We start from the raw sequence: 22,317 nt of genomic DNA on the forward strand, positions 1-22,317 counted from the left end.
TCACCGCCCGAAGGCGGCCTTCAAGACCGGGACGAGGTCGGTCCGCTCCCAGGTGAAGGTGCCCTTCTCGTCGTCCGGCTCCCGGCCGAAATGACCGTAGGCCGAGGTCGGCACGTAGATCGGCCGGTTCATGTGCAGGTGCTCACGGATGCCGCGCGGCGAGAGGTTCACGTGCTCCTGCACCACCTTGGCGAGCTTCACCTCGTCGATGTCCTTGCCCGTACCCTGCAGGTCGAAATAGACCGAGAGCGGTTTGGAGACGCCGATCGCGTAGCTCACCTGGATGGTGCAGCGCTCGGCGAGCCCCGCGGCGACCACGTTCTTCGCGAGGTAGCGGCACATATAGGCGGCGGAACGATCCACCTTGGTCGGGTCCTTGCCCGAGAACGCGCCACCGCCATGCGGGCAGGCGCCGCCATAGGTGTCGACGATGATCTTGCGGCCCGTGAGCCCGCAGTCGCCGTCCGGCCCGCCGATCACGAACTTGCCGGTCGGGTTCACGTAGAACTCGCCTTCCGGGCACATCCAGCCCTTGGGCAGCGAGGACTCCACGATCGGCCACAGCATGCGCTTGATCTGCGACTGCTCCATGCCCTCGACATGCTGGGTGGACACGACGATCGAGGTCGCCTTCACCGGCTTGCCGTCCACGTACATCAGCGTGACCTGGCTTTTGACGTCGGGCAGCAGCCCCTCGACCATCGGGTCCTTGTTGTGCCGCATCTCCGCCATCCGGCGCAGGATCAGGTGCGCGTAGTGGATCGGCGCCGGCATCAGGTGCTCGGTCTCGGTGCAGGCATAGCCGAACATGATGCCCTGATCGCCCGCGCCCTCGTCCTTGTTGCCGATTGCGTCCACGCCCTGGGCGATGTCGGCGGACTGGGCGTGCAGGTGGCAGACGATCTCGGCGTCCTTCCACGAGAACCCGGCCTGGTCGTAGCCGATGTCGCGCACCGCGAGGCGCGCGAGATGCATCAGGTGCTCGTGGGTGAGGTGGTCGGGGCCGCGCACCTCGCCGGCCAGCACGATCCGGTTGGTGGTGACGAGCGTCTCGCAGGCCACGCGCGCATAGGGGTCGGCGGCCAGGAAGGCATCGACGATGGTGTCGCTGATCCGGTCGGCGACCTTGTCCGGGTGGCCCTCCGACACGGACTCGGAGGTGAAGAGATACTCGCCCTTCGCGCGCATGGCCTTAATCGTCCTCTTGTCGCGTGGAGTCGGTTGTCGGGGGGCTGTCGGCGGCGCGGGGTTTGGCAAGGAACGGAGGCGGGGTCAAGGCAAGCGGGTGCGCGGCAGGGTGCGCCTCAGCGCAGACCGAGCACGTCCTCCATGCCATAGAGACCCGGCGGCTTGGGCCCGAGCCAGAGTGCCGCGCGCACCGCGCCCTCGGCATAGACGCGCCGGTCGAAGCTGCGATGCCCGATCGTCAGGTGCTCGGTCTCGGCGGCGAAGATCGCGCTGTGCTCGCCGACCACCTGGCCGCCGCGCAGCGCGGCGAACCCGATCGCGCCGTCGCGCCGCTTCCCGGTGTGACCGTGCCGGCCGGACTCAATGTTGTCCTCGAGCGTGATCCCGCGCCCGGACGCCGCGGCGCGGCCCATCGCGATCGCGGTGCCCGAGGGTGCGTCGATCTTCTGGCGATGGTGCATCTCGACGATCTCGATGTCGTAGTCCGGCCCCAGCGCCTCGGCCGCCCGGCGCACCAGCGCTAGCAGCAGCGCTACCCCCGCCGAGAAGTTCGCGGCATAGACGATCGGCACGCCGCGCGCGGTCTCGGCGATCGCGCGCTCCTGGTCGAGGCTGAGGCCCGAGGTGCCGATCACCAGCGCCGTGCGATGGCGTGCGGCGAGATCGAGATGGGTCGCGAGCGCCGCGGGGTTGGTGAAGTCGATCACTGCGTCGGAGGCCTCGAACACAGCCTCGGGCTGGTCCGTTGCGCCGATGCCCTTCGCGCCGATGCCGGCCAGCATGCCGAGATCGGCGCCGACCTTGCCGCCCGGCCGCACCGTGCCGCCGGTGAGCGTCGCATCCTCGCGCCCGGCGACCACGTGGATCAGCAGCCGTCCCATGCGTCCACCCACGCCGGCGATGCCGATCCTCATCCGATCCTCCCCTTGCGTCGTCGCGGGCGGCACCGTGCGGGCGAGGGCGCGCGCGGTCAATCGGCGGCGTGGCGCGAAGGCGCACCACACAGGCGCTTGAGCACGCGCTCCGCCGGCTGGTCAGGGCGGCGGCGCGGTGCAACCGTCCCGACGCGCATGCCGCGAGACGCCACGGAGCCCCCCCTCACAGCGCCGGACCCCGCCGAGGGGACGCGACGCCGCGCCGTAGTCGGCGGCCTCCTCGCCGCCCTGATCGGCTGCGTCGTGGTCTGGGCGGTGTTCGGCGGCCACATCCTCCCGCCTACGCATACGGGCTGGATGCTCTCGGGCCGGATCGGTCCGGACCCGGTGCAGTACTGGCTCGGCTACACCTTCTTCAAGCGGACAGGCTGGACAGTCCCGCCGGGGCTGAACCCGGGCTGGGGATTGGAGGTCAGTTCCTCGATCTTCTACGCCGACGCGATCCCGCTGCTCGCGTTCCTGTTCAAGGCGCTCGATCCGCTGATCGAGGTGCCGCAGTACTGGGGGCTCTGGCTCTATGCCTGCGGCGTGCTGCAGGCGGTGCTCGCGTGGCGGCTGATCGGGCTCGGCACAGGCGCGATGCTGCCGCGGCTCGCCGGGGCGGCACTGTTCGTGCTGCAGCCGGCGCTGCTGCATCGGATGGGCGGTCATTTCGCGCTCGGCGGTCAGTTCGTGCTGCTCGCCGGGCTGTGGCTCTGCCTCACCCGCGGCCGTGGGTGGCGGCCGATCACCGCCTGGGTGGCACTGGTGGTCGGGACGGCGCTGATCCACGCCTATCTGCTGGTGATGGTCGGCGGCCTTTGGGTCGCGGCCGCGCTCGCGCGCGCGGCCGACCCGGAGCGGCGCTCGGCAGTGCTCGCCGAGGCGCTGGCGGTGCCAGCCGCTGGCCTGGCGGGGCTCTGGTCGGCGGGCTTCTTCGTGCTGACGGACGGGTTCGGCGGCACCTGGGGCGGCTACGGGCAGATGCAGCTCGACCTGCTCGCCCCGTTCGATCCCTCGTACTGGGGACGGTTCCTGCCCGATCTGCCGGCGCCCGACCATCTTGAAGTCGGAACGTCCTATGCCGGGCTCGGCAGCCTGCTGCTGCTGGCCGCCGGCGCGCTCGCCTGGGCCGCGCGGCCACGCGCGTTCCTGCGCGCGCACTGGCCGCTGCTGCTGGCGCTGGCCGCCATGCTGGCGCTCGCGGTGACGCACCGGGTGTCGATCGGCGGGCGCGAATTCGTGCTGTTCGAACTGCCGGAGGCGGTGCTGCGCTACGCCGATGCGCTGCGTGCCTCGGAACGGTTCCTCTGGCCGGTTGCCTATGCCGCGCTGCTCGCCGCCGCGCTGACGCTGATCCGCGTGCTCGGCGGGCGCCGCGCCGGGCTCGTTCTGGCGATGCTGGTCGCGGTGCAGATCGCCGATCTCCGGCCGGGCTTCGCGCGGCTCGCGTACTTCTTCACGCCCGAGCCGGCGGCCGTGCCGCTGCGGCTCAGCGATCCGTTCTGGACCGAGGCGGCCGGCCGTTACACACGCATTCGCGTGGTGCCGAACCGCAACCAGGCGGCGTGGTGGGAGGAGGTCGCGGTCTATGCCGCGACCATGGGCCTTGAGACGGACGCGGTCTATCTCGCCCGGCTCGACCCGCGCCGCGTCGCGCGCCTGAACGCGGCGATGGCCGAGCGCCTGCGCACCGGGCGCTTTGAGCCCTGCACGCTCTACGTGCTCGGCGATGCAGGCGCAATCGCGCTGGCGCGCGCGCGCCGTGATCCCGAACGCGACCTGCTGGAGGTGATCGATCTCGTCGTCGTGCTGGCGCCGGGGTGGTGGGCACCCGACACCACGGACGCGCCGGACTGCGTCGGCTGAACGGTCAGGACCTGGCGTTCCGCTCGGCCAGCGCAGTGGCGAGATCGAGCCGTGCGGCCAGCCGCCGGCGCGCCGAGCCGATCGCCTCGGCCGTCAGCCGCTCCCTGCCCCAGCCGTTCACCTTCCACGGTTTGCAGAGCTTGCAGCAGGCCCGGCGGTTGCGCGCCCGCCCGCGCTTGTGGTGCGCCATGAAGGCCGTCCCCGCAAAGATACATTTCGGCGCCCGATAACGGACTCGCGCGGCGAGACCAAGGCGGAGATGCGGGAGCCGTTTCCGACAGGGCGGAAACGGCTCCAGGCCTCTCTTGCGCGCATCTTCACGCACACGGCTGATTCCAGCCGTGTGCGATCTGCTCTAGGCTGAGCGTTCCGCGGGCGTGGCGGAACTGGCAGACGCAGCGGACTTAAAATCCGCGTCCCTCGGGAATTGTGGGTTCGACTCCCACCGCCCGCACCATCGCGCGCCCCCCTCCGACACGCCGACCGGCAGCGAGCCTCCGGATACGCCACCGATCCCCTCTCCGCGACACAGCGCACGGAGAAATCCCGCCCAGCGATCTCGCTCAGCGAAGGAGAAAAATCTTCTGTTTGACGTGCTCAAGGAGCTCAACGAGAGTATTTTTTACTATTGTCAGGCGCCCCTGGCGCGCACCATCGCAGGAACACGCCCATGTCCCTCCGCCGCCGCACGCTCCTCGCCGCCGCCGCGCTCCTCGCCGCTCCCTCGGTTCGCGCCCAGAACAGATGGCCGAGCCGGCCCGTGCGCATCATCGTGCCCTGGCCGCCCGGCGGCGGCGTCGACGTGCTCGCGCGCGTGCTCCAGCCCGCGCTCGCGGCGCGGCTCGGTCAGACCGTGGTGGTCGAGAACATCGGCGGCGGCTCCGGGCGGCTCGGCACCCAGGCGGCCGCCCGCGCGACGCCGGACGGCTACACGGTGCTGCTCGCCAACGACACCTTCGCCGCCACCGAGGCTCTGCCGCTGCAAGGCGCGCCGAGCCTGCGCAACGCGCTGACGCCGGTGACGCTCGCGATTTCCGCGCCGCAGGGCTTCTTTACCCATCCGCGCTCGGGCCTCGCGACCATTGAGGACTTCGCGCGGGAAGCGCGTGCGCGTCCGGGCGCGCTCAATGTCGGCATCACCGGCATCGGCACGTCGCAGCATTTCGTCAGCGAATTGCTGCTGCGCGCGGCCGGCGGACTGCGCGTCGAGCACGTGCCCTATCGTGGCGGCGGGCCGCTGCTCGCCGACCTCGCGGCCGGCACGATCGATGTTGGCGTCGTCACCTTCGCTGCTGCCGTCGCCCAGGCGCGCGCGGGCCAGCTCGTGCCGCTCGCCGTCACGACCGCCACCCGCACGCGAGACTTCCCCGCGGTGCCGACCGCGGCCGAGACGATCGCGCCCGGCTTCGTGCAGACCACCTGGCAGGGGCTGTTCGCGCCCGCCGGCACGCCGGAGGCGATCCGCGCGACGCTGCATGACGCCGCGGCCGGCGCGCTCGCCGATCCGGTCATGACCGCGCGGCTCGGCCCGCTCGGCTTCGAGCCGGTCGGCGCCAACGGCGCGGCCTTCGCCCGTCTGCTCGACGAGACGATCGCGACCTTTGCCGACATCGCCCGCGCGCGCGGCATCGTCGCGACCGGCTGAGCCGCGGCGCTATCCGGGCCGGACCCGGTAGCAAGCGGCCGGGTGCGTGTCGGCGACGCGCGCCCGGCCGAACAGCTTCTCGCGCAGCGTGCCCGGACGGTGCGCGCGCTTCACCCGCCCGCGACGTTGGAGTTCCGGAACCAGCAGCGCGGCGATCCGTTCGAAGGTCTCCGGGAACACCACCGACGACAGGTTGAGACCATCCACGCCCGTCCGATCGACCCAGTCCTCGATCGCATCCGCCACCTCCGCCGCCGAGCCGACCAGCACCGGTGCGACCCCGCCGATCGCGACGAACTCGGCGACCTCGCGCACGGTCCAGCGCCGCGTCGGGTCGCCGCGCGCGGTGACGTTCTCGAGGGCGGTGCGCATGGCATCGCTCTCGATGTGGCGCACCTCCTGGTCGGGCTCGAACGCGCCGAAATCGAGCCCGGTCCAGCCGGACATCAGCACGAGCGCGCCCTCGCCGCTCGCGTGCCGGCGGTACTCGGCCTCCAGCGCGCGCGCCTCGCCAGCGGTCTCCGCGACGATCACGGTGAGCGCGCTGAACACCTTGAGGTCGTCGCCCGCGCGGCCGGCCGCCACGGCAGCCTCGCGCAGCGCGGCCACGCGCGGGGCGATCACCGGCACAGACGGGCCGGAGACGAAGACGCACTCGGCATGGCGGCCGGCAAAGGCGCGTCCCGCGCGCGACGTGCCGGCCTGATACAGAAGGGGCGTGCGCTGCGGTGACGGCTCGCACAGATGGATGCCCTTGGCGTGGAAATGCGGCCCCGCGTGGCGGATCGTGTGCACCCGCGCGGGGTCGGCAAACACGCCGCTGGCGCGGTCGCGGATCGCCGCGCCCTCCTCCCACGACCCTTCCCAGAACCTGTAGGCAAGCGCCATGAAGTCCTCGGCGAGGTCGTAGCGCTCGTCATGCGCCGCCATCTCCGCACCCATCGCGCGCGCGGCACTCGCCAGATACCCAGTGACGATGTTCCAGCCGATCCGCCCCTCGGTGAGGTGATCGAGGGTCGAGAACCGACGGGCAAGCTGGTAGGGCGTGTCCCAGCTCAGGTTGGCGGTCACGCCGAAACCGAGATGGCGCGTGACATGCGCCATGGCGGAGACCAGCAGCAGCGGATCGTTGATCGGCAGCTGCACGGCGTGGCGGAGCGCGCCGTCCGGCCCGCCGCGATGGACGTCGTACACGCCCAGCACGTCGGCCAGGAACAGCCCGTCGAACAGCCCGCGTTCCAGCGTCTCGGCGAGCCCGGTCCAGGTCGCGAGCCGGTGATACTCGGTGCTGCGGTCGCGCGGATGGGTCCAGAGCCCGGGCGAGACGTGGCCCACCGTGTTCATGGAGAAGGCGTTGAGCAGGATCTCGCGCGGCATGGACCGACGATGGCTGAACATGCCGGGCGACGCAAAGCCGGGACCGGCCGCGCGCGCTTCGCCTCATGGTTGTCCCGAACCTGGCACTATGGCAGGAAGTCGGCCTCGCGACTGACACCAGGCCGCGCAGCGGTCCTGGTGCCCTCCATCCCGCGATGAGGTGTAGTTCGTGCCCAAGCCGCTCAAGAAGGCCGTCCTGCCGGTCGCCGGTCTCGGCACGCGGTTCCTGCCGGCCACCAAGGTGCTGGCAAAGGAGATGCTGCCGGTCGTCGACAAGCCGCTGATCCAGTACGCGATCGAGGAGGCGCGCGCGGCCGGGATCGAGCAGTTCTGCCTGGTCACCGGGCGGGGCAAGACCGCGCTGGTGGAGCATTTCGATCTCGCCTACGAGCTTGAGCACACGCTCCGGGCGCGCGCCAAGACCGAGGCCCTTGCCCTGCTCGAGAGCACGGCGATGGCACCCGGATCGCTGATGAGCGTGCGCCAGCAGGTGCCGCTCGGGCTCGGGCACGCGATCTGGTGCGCGCGCGCCTTCGTCGGCGAGGACCCCTTCGCGATCCTGCTGCCCGACGATCTCGTGCTCGCCGACGTCTCCTGGGTGAAGCAGCTGGCCGATGTGTACGCGGAGACCGGCGGCAATGTGGTCGCCGTCGAGGAAGTGCCGCGCGAGCAGACCCAGCGCTACGGCATCCTCAAGGTCGGCACGGATGACGGCCGTGTGGCGGAGGTGCTGGGCCTGGTCGAGAAGCCGAAGCCCGAAGAGGCGCCATCCACGCTCTCGATCATCGGCCGCTACGTGCTCATGCCCGAGGTGATCGCCGAGCTCGCGCGCTTCGAGAAGGGCGCGGGCGGCGAGATCCAACTGACGGACGCGATGGCACGGCTGATCGGACGCCAGCCTGTCCACGGCCTGCGCTGCGTCGGGCGGCGCTTCGACTGCGGCGACAAGGCCGGCTTCCTGGAGGCGCAGCTCGCCTTCGCGCTGAAGCGCCCCGATCTTGCCGACACGGTGCGCGCCTTTTTGCCCCGCTACGTCTGACCCCGCCGCGAGGACCCTGATCCATGCATGTCGCGATGATCGGTGCCGGCTATGTCGGCCTCGTCTCCGGCGCCTGCTTCGCCGAGTTCGGCATCGACGTGAGCCTGGTCGACAAGGATCCGGCGAAGATCGAGGCGCTGAAGCAGGGGCGCATCCCGATCTTCGAGCCGGGGCTCGAGGCTCTGGTGAGGAGCAACGTGGCCGACGGACGGCTGCACTTCACCACCGACACGGCCGAGGCGGCGAACAAGGCGGACGCCGTGTTCATCGCCGTCGGCACGCCGTCGCGCCGCGGCGACGGCCATGCCGACCTCACCTACGTGTTCGACGCGGTGCGCGAGGTCTGCGCCGCACTGACCGGCCCGACCGTGCTGGTGACCAAGTCGACGGTCCCCGTCGGCACCGGCCGCCGGGTCGCCGCACTCGCGAAGGAGGTGCGGCCGGAGCTCGACATCGCCGTTGCCTCCAACCCCGAGTTCCTGCGCGAAGGCAGCGCGATCGGCGACTTCATGCGGCCCGACCGGGTGGTGATCGGCACCGAGAGCGAACGCGCCCAGGCCGTGCTGAAGCGGCTCTACCGCCCGCTCTACCTGATCGAGACGCCGATCGTGTTCACGGGGCTGGAGACGGCCGAGCTGATCAAGTACGCGGCCAACGCCTTCCTTGCGACCAAGATCACCTTCATCAACGAGGTCGCCGATCTTTGCGAGAAGGTCGGCGCGGACGTGCACGACGTCGCACGCGGCATCGGCCTCGACGGCCGGATCGGGCGGAAGTTCCTGCACGCCGGCCCGGGCTTCGGCGGCAGTTGCTTCCCGAAGGACACGCTCGCACTGGTGCGCACCGCGCAGGACTCAGGCGCGCCGGTCCGCATCGTCGAGACTGTCGTGTCGGTGAACGACGCGCGCAAGGCGGCGATGGCCGAGCGCGTGATCGCGGCCTGCGGCGGGTCGGTGAACGGCAGGACCATCGCGGTGCTGGGGCTCACCTTCAAGCCCGAGACCGACGACATGCGCGACGCGCCCTCGCTCGCGATCGTGCCGCGGCTGGTGGAGGCAGGGGCGTCCGTGCGCGCCTTCGATCCCGAGGGCATGGCCCAGGCGAAGCCGCTGCTGCCGTCCGAGGTGATATACTGTCGCGATGCCTACGATGCGGCCGAGGGGGCGGACGCGCTCGTGGTGATTACGGAATGGAACGTGTTCCGCGCGATCCCGCCCGATCGCCTGGCCGGCGCGATGAACGGGCACGTGGTGGTCGATCTGCGCAACATCTTCGACCCGGTCGCGATGCGCGAGGCGGGATTCGCCTACAGCTCGATCGGCCGCGCCTGACAGGAGCCACGACCATGGCGTTCAGCCACCGTTTCGATCCGACCACGCTGCGCGAATACGACATCCGCGGCATCGTCGGCCGCACGCTGTCTGCCAAGGACGCGTTCGCGATCGGGCGCTGCTTCGGCTCGCTGGTCGTGCGCGACGGCGGCAAGACCGTCGCGGTGGGTCGCGACGGTCGCCTTTCCGGGCCGGAGCTCGAAGCGGCGCTGATCGCGGGGTTGAACGCCTGCGCGGTGAGCGTGCTGCGCATGGGCGTGGGCCCGACGCCAATGCTCTACTACCTCGACCGCGCGCGCGCCTGCGACGGCGCGATCCAGGTGACCGGCAGCCATAACCCGCCCGACTACAACGGCTTCAAGATGACGCTCGGCCACAAGCCGTTCTTCGGCGCTGCGATCCAGACGATCGGTGCGATGGCCGCCTCGGGCGACGTGGTGCCGGAGGCGACAGCGCGCGTCGAGGACATCGACATCGCCGCCGAGTACGTCGCCCGCATCCTCAAGGACTGGGATGGCGGCGAACGGGCCCTGAAGGTCGTTTGGGACAACGGCAACGGCGCCGCCGGCGACGTGCTCAGCCGCCTGGTCGCCGGCCTGCCGGGCGAGCACACGATCCTGTTCGGCGAGATCGACGGCCGCTTCCCGAACCATCACCCCGACCCGACCGTGCCGAAGAACCTCACGGCGTTGATCGCACGCGTGCGCGAGACGCAGGCCGATGTCGGCATCGCCTTCGACGGCGACGCCGACCGGATCGGCATCGTCGATGACGAGGGCGAGGTGCTGTATGGCGACCAGATCCTGCTGATCCTCGCGCGCGACGTGCTCAAGGCGCATCCCGGGGCGACGATCATCAGCGACGTGAAGGCGTCGCAGGTGCTGTTCGACGCGATCGGCGAGGCGGGCGGTCGGCCGCTGATGTGGAAGACGGGCCACTCGCTGATCAAGGCGAAGATGGCCGAGACCAAAGCCCCCCTATCGGGCGAGATGTCGGGCCATGTGTTCTTCGCCGACAAGTGGTACGGCTTCGACGACGCGCTCTATGCCGGCGTGCGGCTGCTCGGCGTGCTCGCGCGCATGCCGCAGACGCTCTCGGATGTGCGCAAGGCGCTGCCCGAGGTGGTGAACACGCCCGAACTCCGCTTCGACTGCGACGATGTGCGCAAGTTCCAGGTGGTGAAGGAGGTCGCCGCGCGGTTGAAGGCGGCCGGCGCGGAGGTCAACGACATCGACGGAGTGCGCGTGCGCACGCCGGACGGGTGGTGGCTGCTGCGTGCTTCCAACACCCAGGCGGTGCTGGTGGCGCGCGCCGAGGCGACCACCGGCGAGGCGGGACTCGATCGACTGAAGGCGGCGCTTGCGGATCAGCTCAAGGCCTCAGGGCTGGCCGCGCCGGACTTCTCCGGTACGCACGCCGGGCACTGACCGCGCTGCGCGTCTTCCTCTACGGCACGCTGATGGACCGCGAGGTGGCGCGCCACGTGGCCGGCGAGGACCGGTTCGTGCGCGAGGCACGGCCGGCGCTGCTTGCCGGATATCGGCGCGCGGTGCTGCGCGGCACGCCCTATCCGACGCTGGTGCGCGACGCACACGGCGCCGTGCACGGGCTGCTCGCCGAGGTGCCGCCCGCGGTGCTGAGTCGGCTGCACGTCTACGAAGGGTCGCTGTACCGCTTCGTTCGGGTGCGCGTGCTCTGCGGCGGCGCCACACTCGCCGCTCACGCATGGATCGCGCCGGAGGGGCGCGCTACCGCCCGCGGAACCGCTCGATCGCGGCGAGCAGCGCGGCCCTGATCCCGGGCTCGAGCGCGGAGTGCCCGGCGTCCGGCACGATCGTCAGCCGCGCGCGGTCCCAGGCCGCGACCAGCGCGGCCGCGCTTTCGGGCGGGCAGATCATGTCGTAGCGGCCCTGCACGATCTCGCCCGGGATGTGCGCGATCCGGCTCATGCCGCCGAGCAGTCCGCCCTCGGGCAGGAACAGGCCGTGGCGGAAGTAGTGCGCCTCGATCCGCGCGAGCCCGAGCGCCGTGCGGTCCTCGGCGAAGGAGGCGACGGTCTCCGGGCTCGGCAGCAGGGTCGAGCACGAGCCCTCATAGACGCTCCAGGCGCGCGCGGCGGCGAGATGCACGTGCGGGTCGGGGTCGGTCAGGCGGCGCCAGTAGGCGGCGAGCAGGTCGCCGCGCTCGGCCTCCGGCACGTGGCCGGCGAAGGCGGCCCAGGTGTCGGGGAAGAAGCGGGCGAGTCCATAGAGGAACCAGTCGATTTCCTGGCGGCGGCCGAGGAAGATTCCGCGCAGCACGAAGCCCGCGACATGCTCCGGGTGCGCCTGGCCGTAGGCGAGCCCGAGTGTGGAGCCCCAGGAGCCGCCGAACACCAGCCAGCGGTCGATGCGCAGCCGCTCGCGCAGCCGTTCGATGTCGCCGATCAGGTGGGGGGTGTCGTTGGCGGCGAGGCTGCCGAGGGGGCGCGAGCGGCCGGCGCCGCGCTGATCGAAGATGACGACGCGGAACCGGCCCGGGTCGAAGAAGCGTCGGTGCACTGCGCCGGCGCCGGCGCCTGGGCCGCCGTGCAGGAACAGCACCGGCATCCCCGACGGACTGCCGACCTGTTCCCAGTACATCGTATGGCCGGCATCGAGCGGCAGGTAGCCGCTCTCAAATGGGGCGATGTCGGGGTAGAGGTCGCTGCGTGGCATGGTCTCGGCGCCGTGTCCCGGGTCCTCGGCGAGGCGACGGGCCCATCCCATTCCACCCGGGTGGGGGCGGGTTGTTCACGCGCGATCGCGCGGGACTGATCGGCGTCAGCGCCGGACCTGGTATACGGTGCGGCGGAAGCGCCGGCGCCAGCGGGTGAGCCACTCCTGGGCGCGCTCCTTCCCCTCGTCCATCTGCTTGGTGTAGCGGGGGAATTTCCGGCGCATCCAGTCGATCGCCTTCTGCGCCCAGGCGTATTCGTCGCGCAGGATGTAGAGCCCGACGGCGAGGAACAGGAAGCCTTGCAGGAAGGGCAGGAACAGCCCCACCACGCCGAGCATGAGGAACCCCCAGCCGGCGAGCACTTTCCAGCGCCGGGCCCAGCGGCTTGGCGGCCGGGGCGGCAGCATCCGGGGGATGGTGAGGTATTCGCGGCGGCGCGCCATGGCGGCGGGGTATGCCGCGCGCTTGGCCGCCGGGCAAGCGTCAGGCGGGTGGCGGCTGCGAGCGGATGATGCGGTCGGTTGGGTAGCCGAGGCTGCGGGCGGTCTCCAGCCAGTCGGCGATCACCGGTTCGGGCAGGGTGGGGGTGCGGGAGAGCAGCCAGAGGTAGTCGCGGGTGGGGCCGGAGACGAGGGCGATGCGGTAGTCGGGGTCGAGGCGGATGACGTGGTAGCCGCCTTCGAGGGGCCAGCGGAAGGTGACGGCCAGGCTGGCGGTGTTGCGGGGTCCGAGGAAGCGGGCGGTGCCGTCGACCGAGCGGCTGGTGCCGTCGGGCTGCCAGCCGCGGTTGGTGACGGCGATGGTGCCGTCGGGGTTGGCGGCGTAGGTGGCGGTGGCGCTGGTGTCGCCGCGTTGGAAGCGGTGGTCGAGCCGGGCGATTTCGTACCAGGTGCCGAGGTATCGGTCGGGTTCGAACTGGACGGGGGTGATGCCGGAGGGTGGGGAGGTGCAGGCGGCGAGCAGCAGGGCGAGGGCGGCGGCGAGTCGGTGCATGGGGTGGCCCGGCGGGTTGGGGTGTCGCTTTATCGCTTTACGACTTTATCGCTTTACGCGGGGTTTGAAGGGGGGCCTGCCGGGCGCGATGTGGGGAGTGTAGTCGGCGGGTGCGTCAGAGTCGGGCGCGGGTGATGCAGGGGGTGTGGGGGACCAGCGTGGTCCCCCACTGGTTTTCTTGGGGGGCGCGCCGGAGGCGTGCCTTGGGTTATTGCGGCAGCCGCAGTGTTTAAGGAGGGTCGTGTGGTGGACGTGGTGAGTCTTGCCGAGGCCGAGTGGAGCCTCGTGACGCTGATGGGTCAGGCGGAAGTGAACCCGGCTCAGTTCGAACCGAGCCACGGCAGCACCTTGATGGCACGGCACGGGAGCCTCTCTCATGGCTGACGAGGACTTCCGTCACTCCTCCATTCGAGAAAAGATCGCCGAGCACGTGTTTGTCGGCGAGGTGTGCAGGACGCTTTGGACGCGCGGCATCCATGAGATCGAAGTTCTGCGTTCGGAGACGGACTCATCTGGGTACGATATCGTAATAGAAGCGCGCCGTGTCATGCGGCATATCCAGCTGAAGGCTATGGCGCAGGGCGCGAAAACAACCCGGTGGGGAGTTCACGAAGGAATCGTGAGCAAACCGTCCGGTTGCGTCATAGTGTTGCGGTTGACCAACGACATGCGGTTTGACGAGTTCCTTTGGTACGGCTCGGCACCCGGACAGCCTTGTCCCTCGTTGTCCAGCTTTCCAAGGAGAAAGCACAGCAAGGCGAATGCGCTCGGAGAGAAAACAATACGTCCTCGTGTTGCCGAGATCAGCGTCTCGGCATTCACTCGGCTCGCATCCGCTGACGCTGTCGTCACGCATCTTTTCGGCGATTCCAACTGAACACCCGGAGGCTGCCGTGTACGATCTGCCCCGATCGTTCCGGCGGGGCGGCGGCCGCAAACAACCCAATCCCGTGAGCCCAGCAGCCTTCCGCCCCCGCCACTCAACGCCCCTTCTCCACCAGCCCCACCGCCACCCCGAACGCCTCGACCTCCCCAATCGCACGCGGCACCACCGTCCCCGCCAAGGCCACATTCGGTCGCGCCAGGGCGTAGTCGTACGCCCCATAGGCGTGACGGAAAGCATGCCGGAACCCGATCAGCAGCCCCACGTCGCGCCGCGTCCCCGGCATCAGGATCGCCGGCCGCAACCCCGGCATGTCACGCCCCGCACGCTCCAATAGGTCCTGATGGAAACTCCGCCCGCGCGGCAGATCGCCGTCGATGTCCTGGACCAGCCGCTCCAACGCACGCTCCAACGCCGACACCGCATCGTGCAGATGCTTGCCGATCGCAAGCTCCCGGTCCTCGCGCATATCCGGCGCAAGACCCTCCAGCCCCGCGTCCTTGACCACAGCACGCTCCGTCTGCTCCCGCGCCGCAGCCAGGTCGGCAAGAACGTCACTCCAGAGCGGCGGGATCAACACCATGCTCCCGGATGCGCGCAGCCAGCCGCGGCGGCGCGTGGTCCAGCCGCGTCACGTCCACCGCGACGCCCTGCAAGGCAGCGACACGCACCACCTCCGCCGCAACCTCCGCCAGCCGCTCCGCCGGTCCCTCTACCGCGAGGTCGAGATCGGAATCGCGATGAAACCTCCCCTCGACCAGCGAGCCGAACACGCACACGCGCGCACCAAGCGCGGCCGCCGCAACAGACGCAGCACGGGCCGCGGCAACCGCCCGCGCCCGATGCGCGGCCAACTGCCGCGCCCGGATCTCGCCATAGGTCGGATAGGCGGCACGACGGGTCTCCATGAACACAACGTATCACAACGCATCGACGCCGCTGCGCGGCTCAAAACCCGCGGGGGGCCATGGGCCACCGCCCCTGCCCCCCCCCCCCCCCCCCCCGGTACCCCAACCCCCCCCCGCCGAGGCCCCCCCCGCCCCCTGGCCCCCCCCAAACCACCGCGGGGGCCCCCGGGCCGGCGCGCCGCGCCCCCCCACCCCCCATCCCTTGAACCCACACCCGTCCCGGGATAGGCCACCGGCTCCCGATGCACGCTCCCGCCCCACACGCCGCCCAGGGCCCCCTGCCCGCACTGCGCGACCGCGTCCGCGCCGGGCTGCTCGAACACGACCCCGCCCAGGCCCTCGCCGCCGAACGGCTCCAGGAACTCTGGCGCGCGCTGAAAGGCTACGACCCGCAGCCGGCCCAGAACGGCGGCTTCCTCGCCGCACTCCGCGCCCGCCTCGGCTTCGCCCGCGACAAAAGCCCGCGCGAAGACGACACCGACGCACCCCAAGGGCTCTACATCGTCGGCGCCGTCGGACGCGGCAAATCCATGCTGATGGACCTGTTCTTCGACACCGTCCCACTCGCCCGCAAACGCCGCGTCCACTTCCACCGCTTCATGCAGGACGCCCACCGCCACATCCACGCCCACCGCAAGACCGCGCCACGCGACGCCGACCCGATCCCACCGCTCGCCGACCGCATCGTCGCCGACGCCGCCCTCCTCTGCTTCGACGAGTTCCAGGTGCACGACATCGTCGACGCCATGATCCTCGGCCGCCTGTTCGAAGCCCTGTTCGCGCGCGGCGTCATCGTCGTCGCCACCTCCAACACCCTCCCCGACGACCTCTACCAGGACGGACTCCAGCGCGACCGCTTCATCCCCTTCATCGACATCATCAAGCGCCGCCTCGACGTGATCGTGCTGGAAGCCGCACGCGACTACCGCCGCGACCGCCTCGCCGCCCTCGGCGTCTGGCACAGCCCCGCCGACGCCCGCGCCGACGCCGCCCTCGACGCCGCCTTCCTCGAATTCGCAGGCGAGGCAGGCAAGCCGCTGGAACTCACCGTGCTCGGCCGACGGCTCAGCCTGCCGCTCGCCGCCAACGGCGTGGCGCGGGCGGATTTCGACGCACTCTGCGGCAAGGCCCTCGGCCCGGCCGACTACCTGGCGCTGGCCACCCACATCCATACCCTGCTGATCGACGGCATCCCACGCCTCAGCCCCGCCAACTTCGACAAGGCACGGCGCTTCATCACCCTGGTCGATGCGCTCTACGAGCATCGCGTCAAGCTGATCGCCTCGGCCGCCGACATCCCCGACCGGCTCTACGGGCGCGGCGAGAACGCGGCGATGTTCCAGCGCACGGCATCCCGGCTGATCGAGATGCAGTCGGACACCTATCTGGGACTGCCACACCTCACCTAGAACGGGCGGAGCCCGACACATGACCGACGACGACACCCCGCCCACGATCGAACCGACGCTCCGAACCGTCGCCATGCCGGCCGACACCAACCCCGCCGGCGACATCTTCGGCGGCTGGCTGCTCGCGCAGATGGATCTCGCCGGCGGGCTCGCGGCCATGCGCGAGTCGCGGGGAAGGGTCGCCACCGTCGCGATGGACGCGATGAGCTTCAAGCGGCCGGTGAAGGTCGGCGACGAGGTCACCGTCTGGGCCGAGCTTCTGTCGGTCGGCACCACCTCGCTGCGCTACCGCGTCTCGGCCTGGCGCCGGCCGCGCCACAGCGAGGGCCACATCAAGGTGACCGAGGCGATCTTCACCTTCGTCGCGCTCGACGAGCGGGGCGGCAAGCGGGTGATCGGCCGGTAAGGGCGGCCGCTCCGTCCAGCAGTAGCGATGCCTTAACCGGAGGCAGCGAATGTGCCGGCGTGCTGATGCAAGCCGACCGTCCCGCCGGCCGCTCCGGTGCTTCCCAGGCCCTGCGCGCGCTGCCCGTCCACGAGCGGATCGAGGCCGCCGCCAACGCGCTCCGCGCGCTCTCCCGCGTGAGCGTGCGTGGCCGCATCTCCGGCCTCACCGGCCTGATGGTGGAGGTGGACGGCATCGCCAAGCTGCTCGCCGTGGGCGACCGGCTGATCGCCACCGCACGTGACGGCCGTCGCGTGCCGCTGGAGGTCGTGGGCTTCCGCGGCGGCCACGCCCAGGCGATGGCGCTCGGCGATCTCGCCGGGCTCGGCCCCGGCCTCTGGGCCGAGAAGATCAACGGCCCCGGCCTCGCGGTGACGGATGCCTGGCTCGGCCGGGTGATCGATCCGCTGGGCCACGCGATCGACGGGCTCGGACCGCTGCCGCGCGGCCAGGTGACGCGCCCGGTGCGCGCCAGCCCGCCGACGGCGACGGCGCGCGCCCGGCTCGGCCCCCGCCTGCCGCTCGGCGTGCGCGTGCTCGACCTGTTCACCGCCTGCCGCCAGGGCCAGCGCCTCGGCCTGTTCGCCGGCTCCGGCGTCGGCAAATCGACGCTGATGGCAAGCCTCGCCCGCAAGGCCGACTGCGACGTCGCCGTGATCGCCCTGGTCGGCGAGCGCGGGCGCGAGGTGCGCGAATTCGTCGAGGACGATCTCGGGCCGCAGGGGCTCGCGCGCTCGGTCGTGGTCGTGGCCACCTCCGACGCGCCGCCGCTGATGCGCCGCGAGGCGGCCTATGCGGCGATGACCGTCGCCGAGCATTTCCGCGACCAGGGCAAGCGCGTGCTGATGATGATGGACAGCGTCACGCGGTTCTGCCTCGCGCTGCGCGAGATCGGCCTCTCCGCGGGCGAGCCGCCGGCCACGCGCGGCTACCCGCCCTCGGTGTTCGCGGAACTCCCGAAGCTGCTCGAGCGCGCGGGGCCCGGGATCGAGGGAACGGGCGGCTCGATCACCGGGCTCTTCACCGTGCTGGTCGAGGGCGACGACCACGACGAGCCGGTCGCCGACGCGGTGCGCGGCATCCTCGACGGCCACGTGGTGCTCAACCGGCGCATCGGCGAGCGCGGCCGCTACCCGGCGGTGGATGTGCTGCGCAGCCTGAGCCGCGCCGCGAGCGGCATCCTGTCTGACCGCGAGAAGGCGCTGGTCGCGCGGGCGCGCCGGCTGCTCTCGATCCATGCCGACATGGAGGACATGGTCCGGCTCGGCGCGTGGAAGCCGGGCGCCGACCCGGAGGTGGACGAGGCGGTGCGCCGCGCCCCCGCAATCGAGGCGGTGCTGGCGCAGGAGAAGGCCGAGGCCGATGCGCCGGAAGCCGCCTTCGCCAAGCTCGCCGCCGCGCTGGAGGGCGAGGTGTGAGGCCGCGCCGCGATCCCTTCGCCACGCTGGCGCGGCTGCGCCGGCTGGCAGTGGACGAGGCGAAGCGCGACCTCGCCGATGCGCTGGCGGAAGCGAGCGCGCGCGAACGCGCCGCCGCCACGGCCCTGCTGCTGCTGGACCAGGAGGCGTCGGCCGAGGCGGCGCTGTACGGCGCCTGGCTGCCGACGGGACTGAAGCGCGCCGGCGAGGCGGCCGCCGAGGCGGAGGCGGCGGAGATCGCGGTCGAGGCGGCGCGTGCGCTGCTGGCCGAGGCGCGCGCGGCGGAACGTGCGGTCGAGCTGATGGCGGAACGCTACGCGACCGATGCGGCGAAGCGCCAGGCGCGCAAGACGCAGGCGGTGCTGGACGAGGCAGCGGAGACGCGGCGGCGTCGGAATTGAGCAGAACATCGGGGGAAAGGGCCGTGCGCAGCTGGCCCTCGGGCCAGCGAAGCCACCGCAATCCTCCCCCTTTCCCCCCATCCCCACCAATCAGGCGATCTGGCGCGCGCCGATCTCGACAATGCGACGATAGAGCTCGGCGCCCCAGATCTTCGTGCCGAGCTCGTCACGCACCTTCTGGGTCGCGGCGATGAACGGCGCCTTCTCGGGGTAGGTGACCGCGAGGCCGGCGGCGCGGAACCTGTCGAGCACCTCTTTCGCCTGGCCGGGCATGATCGTCGTCGACGCTGTGCGGCTCTCGGCCTCGGCGCGACGAAGAAGATCGCGATCCGCCGCACTCAGGCGGCTCCAGAACGGCTCGCCCACCATCACGTAGGCGGGCTTGTCGATGTAGTCGACCATGGCAACGCATTTCTGCACCTCGAAGAACTTCGAGGCCCAGATCGTCTCGATCGGATTCTCTTGCCCGTCCACCACGCCGAGCTGCAGCGCCTGATAGACCTCGCTGAACGCCATCGGGGTGGGGCGTGCGCCCAACGCGGCGATCGACTGCACGTAGTAGTCCTGCTCGGGACTGCGCAGCTTCAGGCCGCGCAGATCCTCGATCGCGCTGATCACCTTGTTCGCGCTGATCTGGCGCGGATTGCGCGGCTGGAACCCGAGCAGGCGCACGCGGCGCCGGCGCACCAGATCCTCCTGCCAGCGCGCGGCCTCCGGCAGCGCCAGCACCGCGAGATGGTTGGCAAGCCCGCGCATCAGATACGGCAGCGCGAGGTACTCGATCTCGCGGATGCCGGGATCGCCGCTCGCCATCACCTGCGTCGTGTTGGTCGCGAGCTGGGCCAGCATCTCGGCCGGCGTGCCGAGCTGGTTGCCGCCATAGACAGTGACGCGCAGCCGCCCCTGCGCCCCGGCCTCCACGACCTCCTTGAACTTGGTCGCGGCGATGAACTGCGCCTCGCCCTCGCGTGCCCAGGTGCCGAAGCGGATCTCGGTCCCCTGCGCGACGGCGACATTCGACACGAACGGCGCCGCGAGGGCGCCCCTCAGGATGGTCCGACGGTCGAGAGTCATGCTCTGCCTCCCTGGCTGCGTGGGTCGATGGTCTTCAGATGCTCCACCAGCGCGACCGTCGCGGCAACGATGTGATCGGCGAATGCCCTGCCGGCCTCGGCCGAGGCGAGCGCCGGGTCGCCCGCGACGATGCCGTTGTCGCAGTGGTCGGTCACGTCGATCGGCACGTTCACGTCCGTCCCCTTGAACCGAACCGCGGCGAGCCCCGCCGTCGGCAGGCCAAGCAGCGTCCGCCCCGGGTTCGCTCCCTGGCCGAGATCGGGGCGCAGCAGCTCGGGAAACACGTGCAGATAGACCGAGGTCATCGGATCGGCGCCGTGGCCCTGGGCGCGCGCGGCATTCTCGCCGTGCACCGACGTCCAGAGGTCGGGCGGGATCATGCGCCAGACATTCACCCACGGCACCACCACGCCGCGCTCGGCGCGCAGCACGCGCAGGGTCTCGTCGATCAGCGGGTGGTTGCCGGAATGGCCGTTGAACACCAGCAGCCGGTCGAGCCCGTGGTCGAGGAAGGCGTCGCAGAGGTCGCGCAACACGGCGCGGAACGTGCCGGCACGGAACTGGATGCCGCCCGGCACGGGACGGAAGTAGTCGGCGTAGCCGAACGGGATGGTGGGCGCGACCACCGCGCCCGCCTGCTCGGCGATGCGGTCGGCCAGCGCCTCGGTCAGCATCCAGTCGCCCATGGGACAGGTCGGTCCCTGCTCCTCCTGGCTGCCGAGTGGGATCAGGATCACCGGCTTCGCGTCGGCGATCCGTTCCGCGAACTCCAGGAAGGTCATGTCCTTCAGGCGATGCTTGGGCATGGAGTGTCCTTGCGGCTCAGGCGGGTCCGAACACCAGGTCGGGGATCAGCAGGCTGATGCCGGGAATGTAGGCGATCAGCAGGATCGCGGCGCCGAGCGGGATGTACCAGGGCAGCATCGCGCGCAGCATCTCGCCGAAGCCGATCTGCGCGATGTCCTGGGCGATGAACATCAGCACGCCGACGGGCGGCGTGCCGCCGCCGACGATCAGCACGAACACCAGCAGCACGCCGAAATGCACAGGGTCGATGCCGAAGGACACGACCACCGGCGCAAGGATCGGCGCCAGCACGATCTCGGCCGAGGAGGCGACCATGAACATGCCGACCGCCAGCAGGAACACGATCATGATCGCCATGATCACGTGCGGATCGGTGCTCACGCCGGCGAGCGCGGCGGCCAGCGTCTGCGGCACCTGCTCGCGCAGCATCACCCAGGAGAACGCCGAGGCGATCGCGACGATGAACAGGATGCGCGCGCTCGCGAGCCCGACATGGATGAACAGCGCACCCGCCTGGGCAAGCGAGACGTTGCGGTACACCACCATGCCGAGCAGGAGCCCGTAGAGCACGGCGACGGCGGCCGCCTCGGTGGGCGTGAAGATGCCGGTGAGGATGCCGCCGACGATGATTCCCGGCAGCAGCACCGCCGGCACGCCGCCGCGCGCGGCCGCGGCGGCCTCGCACAGCGTGGCGCGGGGATAGCGCGGGAAGTCGTGGCGTACGGCCATGATCCAGGCGAACACCATCTGCACCAGGATGATGGTCACGCCTGGCAGGATGCCGGCGAGCAGCATCCGCCCGGCCGAGACGTCGGCCAGTGCGGCGTAGATGATCATCGCCGTCGAGGGCGGGATGATCGGTCCGACGATCGCCGAGGCGGTGGTGACGGCGGCGGCGAATCCGGCTGGGTAGCCTTCGCGTTTCATCGACGGGATCAGGATCGAGCCCAGCGCGGCGACATCGGCCGTGGCCGAGCCCGACATGCCGGCGAAGATCATCGAGGAGAGGATGTTGATCTGTGCGAGTCCGCCGCGGAAGTGGCCGACCATGGCGCGGGCCAGGGCGATCACGCGGTCGGTCAGCTTGCAGGCGTTCATCAGTTCGCCGGCGAGGTAGAAGAACGGGATCGCGAGGATCAGGAACGAGTTGACCGCGGCGGTGGAGCGCTGGGTCAGCATGCCGATGTCGATGTCGGCCACGAACAGGTAGAGCGCGGAGATCGCGCCCATGGCGAAGGCCACCGGCAGTCCGGCCATCAGCAGGGCGACCATCAGCCCGAGCATCAGCGCCGCGGTCACAGCGGCTTCGATCCGTCGTCGGGGGAGTCGCGCCAGCCGCCGGCGATCCGGCGCAGGATCAGGAAGACGATGATCAGCGCGGCGCCGACGGCGGCCGGGGCGCGCACCCAGGCGGCGCTGAGGCCGGTGGCGCCGAGCGCGGCCCAGCTTTCGATCTCGATGATGTCGAGCGCGAACCATCCCATCGCGGCGAAGAAGGCGACCGCGACGGCGAGATTGAGCCAGCGCACGGCCGTGCGCGCGGCGCGGGGCAGGGCCTTGAAGACGACGTCGACGTCGAGGTGTTTGCCGTCGAAGGCGACGGCCGCGGCGCCGAGGAACACCATCCAGACGAGCAGGAGCTTGGAGAGTTCCTCGCTCCAGATCAGCGGCGAGCCGAGCAGGTAGCGGAACCCCACCTGGGCGACGGTCAGCACGACGATCGCGGCGAACAGGATGCCGACGATGAGCCGCAGCGGCTTTGCCAGGTCGGGGAGGAGGTTCATGGGATAGGGGGTTTGGGGGAAAGGGCCAATGGCCCTTTCCCCCAACAAAACAAGCCATGGGGGGGGGGGGGGGGGGGGGGGGGGGGGGGGGGGGGGGGGGGGGGGGGGGGGGGGGGGGGGGGGGGGGGGGGGGGG

Annotated in this window: 25 protein-coding genes and 1 tRNA gene; 13 read left to right on the top strand and 13 right to left on the bottom strand. The window is 70.9% G+C overall.

The window, feature by feature from the left end:
* Positions 1–1,188, bottom strand: a complete 1,188-nt coding sequence (gene metK, locus ACTIFU_RS02055) for a methionine adenosyltransferase (protein ID WP_439576615.1) — start codon at positions 1,186–1,188, stop codon at positions 1–3.
* Positions 1,189–1,304: 116 nt separating this feature from the next.
* Positions 1,305–2,102: a 4-hydroxy-tetrahydrodipicolinate reductase gene (gene dapB, locus ACTIFU_RS02060; protein ID WP_439576616.1), complete on the bottom strand. Its 798-nt coding sequence runs from the start codon at positions 2,100–2,102 to the stop codon at positions 1,305–1,307.
* Between the two features lie 156 nt (positions 2,103–2,258).
* On the opposite strand from dapB, the gene ACTIFU_RS02065 reads away from it, so the two are divergent.
* Entirely contained in the window at positions 2,259–3,971 is a 1,713-nt protein-coding gene (locus ACTIFU_RS02065; RefSeq protein WP_439576617.1) for a DUF6311 domain-containing protein, read from the top strand.
* A 4-nt stretch (positions 3,972–3,975) separates the two neighbouring features.
* Here ACTIFU_RS02065 and ACTIFU_RS02070 read toward each other — a convergent pair whose 3' ends face one another.
* Positions 3,976–4,161: a hypothetical protein gene (locus tag ACTIFU_RS02070; protein ID WP_439576618.1), complete on the bottom strand. Its 186-nt coding sequence runs from the start codon at positions 4,159–4,161 to the stop codon at positions 3,976–3,978.
* Between the two features lie 181 nt (positions 4,162–4,342).
* On the opposite strand from ACTIFU_RS02070, the gene ACTIFU_RS02075 reads away from it, so the two are divergent.
* Together ACTIFU_RS02075 and ACTIFU_RS02080 are read left to right on the top strand one after the other, a co-directional pair.
* Positions 4,343–4,428 (top strand) — tRNA-Leu (locus ACTIFU_RS02075).
* Positions 4,429–4,641: 213 nt separating this feature from the next.
* Complete coding sequence (locus tag ACTIFU_RS02080) at positions 4,642–5,616, top strand: Bug family tripartite tricarboxylate transporter substrate binding protein (protein WP_439576619.1); 975 nt, start codon at positions 4,642–4,644, stop codon at positions 5,614–5,616.
* 9 nt (positions 5,617–5,625) lie between these two features.
* Here ACTIFU_RS02080 and ACTIFU_RS02085 read toward each other — a convergent pair whose 3' ends face one another.
* Complete coding sequence (locus ACTIFU_RS02085; RefSeq protein WP_439576620.1) at positions 5,626–6,993, bottom strand: LLM class flavin-dependent oxidoreductase; 1,368 nt, start codon at positions 6,991–6,993, stop codon at positions 5,626–5,628.
* Between the two features lie 169 nt (positions 6,994–7,162).
* On the opposite strand from ACTIFU_RS02085, the gene ACTIFU_RS02090 reads away from it, so the two are divergent.
* The 4 genes from ACTIFU_RS02090 to ACTIFU_RS02105 are packed head-to-tail and all read left to right on the top strand — an operon-like array spanning position 7,163 to position 11,158.
* Entirely contained in the window at positions 7,163–8,032 is an 870-nt protein-coding gene (locus ACTIFU_RS02090) for a UTP--glucose-1-phosphate uridylyltransferase (RefSeq protein WP_439576621.1), read from the top strand.
* A gap of 23 nt (positions 8,033–8,055) precedes the next feature.
* Positions 8,056–9,363, top strand: coding sequence for a UDP-glucose dehydrogenase family protein (locus ACTIFU_RS02095; protein ID WP_439576622.1), 1,308 nt, complete (start codon positions 8,056–8,058; stop codon positions 9,361–9,363).
* Positions 9,364–9,377: 14 nt separating this feature from the next.
* Positions 9,378–10,790 carry a phosphoglucomutase/phosphomannomutase PgmG gene (gene pgmG, locus ACTIFU_RS02100; protein WP_439576623.1) on the top strand — a complete coding sequence of 471 codons (1,413 nt, stop codon included), beginning with the start codon at positions 9,378–9,380 and terminating at the stop codon, positions 10,788–10,790.
* A gap of 5 nt (positions 10,791–10,795) precedes the next feature.
* Positions 10,796–11,158, top strand: coding sequence for a gamma-glutamylcyclotransferase family protein (locus ACTIFU_RS02105; RefSeq protein WP_439576642.1), 363 nt, complete (start codon positions 10,796–10,798; stop codon positions 11,156–11,158).
* On the opposite strand, the gene pip is transcribed toward ACTIFU_RS02105, so the two are convergent.
* The 3 genes from pip to ACTIFU_RS02120 form a co-directional block, all read right to left on the bottom strand.
* The gene (gene pip, locus ACTIFU_RS02110; protein WP_439576624.1) at positions 11,112–12,059 is read right to left on the bottom strand and encodes a prolyl aminopeptidase; all 948 of its coding nucleotides are present in this window, start codon (positions 12,057–12,059) and stop codon (positions 11,112–11,114) included. The genes ACTIFU_RS02105 and pip overlap by 47 nt on opposite strands.
* Before the next feature lie 105 nt (positions 12,060–12,164).
* Positions 12,165–12,503: a PGPGW domain-containing protein gene (locus ACTIFU_RS02115; protein WP_439576625.1), complete on the bottom strand. Its 339-nt coding sequence runs from the start codon at positions 12,501–12,503 to the stop codon at positions 12,165–12,167.
* Between the two features lie 40 nt (positions 12,504–12,543).
* Complete coding sequence (locus tag ACTIFU_RS02120; RefSeq protein WP_439576626.1) at positions 12,544–13,053, bottom strand: lipocalin family protein; 510 nt, start codon at positions 13,051–13,053, stop codon at positions 12,544–12,546.
* Between the two features lie 246 nt (positions 13,054–13,299).
* Here ACTIFU_RS02120 and ACTIFU_RS02125 point away from each other — a divergent pair, with 246 nt between their 5' ends.
* Both ACTIFU_RS02125 and ACTIFU_RS02130 read left to right on the top strand, forming a co-directional pair.
* Positions 13,300–13,437, top strand: coding sequence for a hypothetical protein (locus ACTIFU_RS02125; RefSeq protein ID WP_439576627.1), 138 nt, complete (start codon positions 13,300–13,302; stop codon positions 13,435–13,437).
* Positions 13,430–13,930, top strand: a complete 501-nt coding sequence (locus ACTIFU_RS02130) for a hypothetical protein (protein WP_439576628.1) — start codon at positions 13,430–13,432, stop codon at positions 13,928–13,930. The genes ACTIFU_RS02125 and ACTIFU_RS02130 overlap by 8 nt, the downstream gene beginning before the upstream one ends.
* Before the next feature lie 103 nt (positions 13,931–14,033).
* On the opposite strand, the gene ACTIFU_RS02135 is transcribed toward ACTIFU_RS02130, so the two are convergent.
* Positions 14,034–14,513, bottom strand: coding sequence for a hypothetical protein (locus ACTIFU_RS02135; protein ID WP_439576629.1), 480 nt, complete (start codon positions 14,511–14,513; stop codon positions 14,034–14,036).
* Positions 14,491–14,844, bottom strand: coding sequence for a nucleotidyltransferase family protein (locus ACTIFU_RS02140; protein ID WP_439576630.1), 354 nt, complete (start codon positions 14,842–14,844; stop codon positions 14,491–14,493). The genes ACTIFU_RS02135 and ACTIFU_RS02140 overlap by 23 nt, the downstream gene beginning before the upstream one ends.
* A gap of 242 nt (positions 14,845–15,086) precedes the next feature.
* Here ACTIFU_RS02140 and zapE point away from each other — a divergent pair, with 242 nt between their 5' ends.
* From zapE to ACTIFU_RS02160, 4 genes are read left to right on the top strand one after another with little or no spacing between them, the layout of a single operon-like run.
* Positions 15,087–16,253 (top strand): cell division protein ZapE, encoded by a 1,167-nt coding sequence (zapE, locus tag ACTIFU_RS02145; protein ID WP_439576631.1) that lies wholly within the window; start codon positions 15,087–15,089, stop codon positions 16,251–16,253.
* A gap of 19 nt (positions 16,254–16,272) precedes the next feature.
* The gene (locus ACTIFU_RS02150; RefSeq protein WP_439576632.1) at positions 16,273–16,659 is read left to right on the top strand and encodes an acyl-CoA thioesterase; all 387 of its coding nucleotides are present in this window, start codon (positions 16,273–16,275) and stop codon (positions 16,657–16,659) included.
* 59 nt (positions 16,660–16,718) lie between these two features.
* Positions 16,719–18,116 (top strand): flagellar protein export ATPase FliI, encoded by a 1,398-nt coding sequence (fliI, locus tag ACTIFU_RS02155; RefSeq protein ID WP_439576633.1) that lies wholly within the window; start codon positions 16,719–16,721, stop codon positions 18,114–18,116.
* Entirely contained in the window at positions 18,113–18,517 is a 405-nt protein-coding gene (locus ACTIFU_RS02160; RefSeq protein WP_439576634.1) for a hypothetical protein, read from the top strand. The genes fliI and ACTIFU_RS02160 overlap by 4 nt, the downstream gene beginning before the upstream one ends.
* 90 nt (positions 18,518–18,607) lie before the next feature.
* On the opposite strand, the gene ACTIFU_RS02165 is transcribed toward ACTIFU_RS02160, so the two are convergent.
* The 4 genes from ACTIFU_RS02165 to ACTIFU_RS02180 are packed head-to-tail and all read right to left on the bottom strand — an operon-like array spanning position 18,608 to position 22,182.
* A complete protein-coding gene (locus ACTIFU_RS02165; RefSeq protein ID WP_439576635.1) occupies positions 18,608–19,591 on the bottom strand; it encodes a TRAP transporter substrate-binding protein in 984 nt (327 codons plus the stop codon).
* The gene (locus ACTIFU_RS02170; RefSeq protein WP_439576636.1) at positions 19,588–20,397 is read right to left on the bottom strand and encodes a creatininase family protein; all 810 of its coding nucleotides are present in this window, start codon (positions 20,395–20,397) and stop codon (positions 19,588–19,590) included. Before ACTIFU_RS02170 ends, ACTIFU_RS02165 begins: the two co-directional genes overlap by 4 nt.
* A gap of 16 nt (positions 20,398–20,413) precedes the next feature.
* Positions 20,414–21,697 (bottom strand): TRAP transporter large permease, encoded by a 1,284-nt coding sequence (locus ACTIFU_RS02175; protein WP_439576637.1) that lies wholly within the window; start codon positions 21,695–21,697, stop codon positions 20,414–20,416.
* Positions 21,694–22,182, bottom strand: a complete 489-nt coding sequence (locus ACTIFU_RS02180) for a TRAP transporter small permease (protein ID WP_439576638.1) — start codon at positions 22,180–22,182, stop codon at positions 21,694–21,696. Before ACTIFU_RS02180 ends, ACTIFU_RS02175 begins: the two co-directional genes overlap by 4 nt.
* Between the last annotated feature and the right edge of the window lie 135 nt (positions 22,183–22,317).

It is taken from the genome of Elioraea sp., from assembly GCF_051860475.1.
In the GTDB taxonomy this organism is placed as follows: Bacteria; Pseudomonadota; Alphaproteobacteria; order Acetobacterales; family Acetobacteraceae; genus Elioraea.

Excerpts from the sequence above, each read along its gene's own strand:
- metK (WP_439576615.1), bottom strand. The coding sequence starts at position 1,188 with ATGCGCGCGAAGGGCGAGTATCTCTTCACCTCCGAGTCCGTGTCGGAG.
- dapB (WP_439576616.1), bottom strand. The coding sequence starts at position 2,102 with ATGAGGATCGGCATCGCCGGCGTGGGTGGACGCATGGGACGGCTGCTG.
- ACTIFU_RS02065 (WP_439576617.1), top strand. The coding sequence starts at position 2,259 with ATGCCGCGAGACGCCACGGAGCCCCCCCTCACAGCGCCGGACCCCGCC.
- ACTIFU_RS02070 (WP_439576618.1), bottom strand. The coding sequence starts at position 4,161 with ATGGCGCACCACAAGCGCGGGCGGGCGCGCAACCGCCGGGCCTGCTGC.
- ACTIFU_RS02080 (WP_439576619.1), top strand. The coding sequence starts at position 4,642 with ATGTCCCTCCGCCGCCGCACGCTCCTCGCCGCCGCCGCGCTCCTCGCC.
- ACTIFU_RS02085 (WP_439576620.1), bottom strand. The coding sequence starts at position 6,993 with ATGCCGCGCGAGATCCTGCTCAACGCCTTCTCCATGAACACGGTGGGC.
- ACTIFU_RS02095 (WP_439576622.1), top strand. The coding sequence starts at position 8,056 with ATGCATGTCGCGATGATCGGTGCCGGCTATGTCGGCCTCGTCTCCGGC.
- pgmG (WP_439576623.1), top strand. The coding sequence starts at position 9,378 with ATGGCGTTCAGCCACCGTTTCGATCCGACCACGCTGCGCGAATACGAC.
- pip (WP_439576624.1), bottom strand. The coding sequence starts at position 12,059 with ATGCCACGCAGCGACCTCTACCCCGACATCGCCCCATTTGAGAGCGGC.
- ACTIFU_RS02115 (WP_439576625.1), bottom strand. The coding sequence starts at position 12,503 with ATGGCGCGCCGCCGCGAATACCTCACCATCCCCCGGATGCTGCCGCCC.
- ACTIFU_RS02120 (WP_439576626.1), bottom strand. The coding sequence starts at position 13,053 with ATGCACCGACTCGCCGCCGCCCTCGCCCTGCTGCTCGCCGCCTGCACC.
- ACTIFU_RS02130 (WP_439576628.1), top strand. The coding sequence starts at position 13,430 with ATGGCTGACGAGGACTTCCGTCACTCCTCCATTCGAGAAAAGATCGCC.
- ACTIFU_RS02140 (WP_439576630.1), bottom strand. The coding sequence starts at position 14,844 with ATGGAGACCCGTCGTGCCGCCTATCCGACCTATGGCGAGATCCGGGCG.
- zapE (WP_439576631.1), top strand. The coding sequence starts at position 15,087 with ATGCACGCTCCCGCCCCACACGCCGCCCAGGGCCCCCTGCCCGCACTG.
- ACTIFU_RS02150 (WP_439576632.1), top strand. The coding sequence starts at position 16,273 with ATGACCGACGACGACACCCCGCCCACGATCGAACCGACGCTCCGAACC.
- ACTIFU_RS02165 (WP_439576635.1), bottom strand. The coding sequence starts at position 19,591 with ATGACTCTCGACCGTCGGACCATCCTGAGGGGCGCCCTCGCGGCGCCG.
- ACTIFU_RS02170 (WP_439576636.1), bottom strand. The coding sequence starts at position 20,397 with ATGCCCAAGCATCGCCTGAAGGACATGACCTTCCTGGAGTTCGCGGAA.
- ACTIFU_RS02180 (WP_439576638.1), bottom strand. The coding sequence starts at position 22,182 with ATGAACCTCCTCCCCGACCTGGCAAAGCCGCTGCGGCTCATCGTCGGC.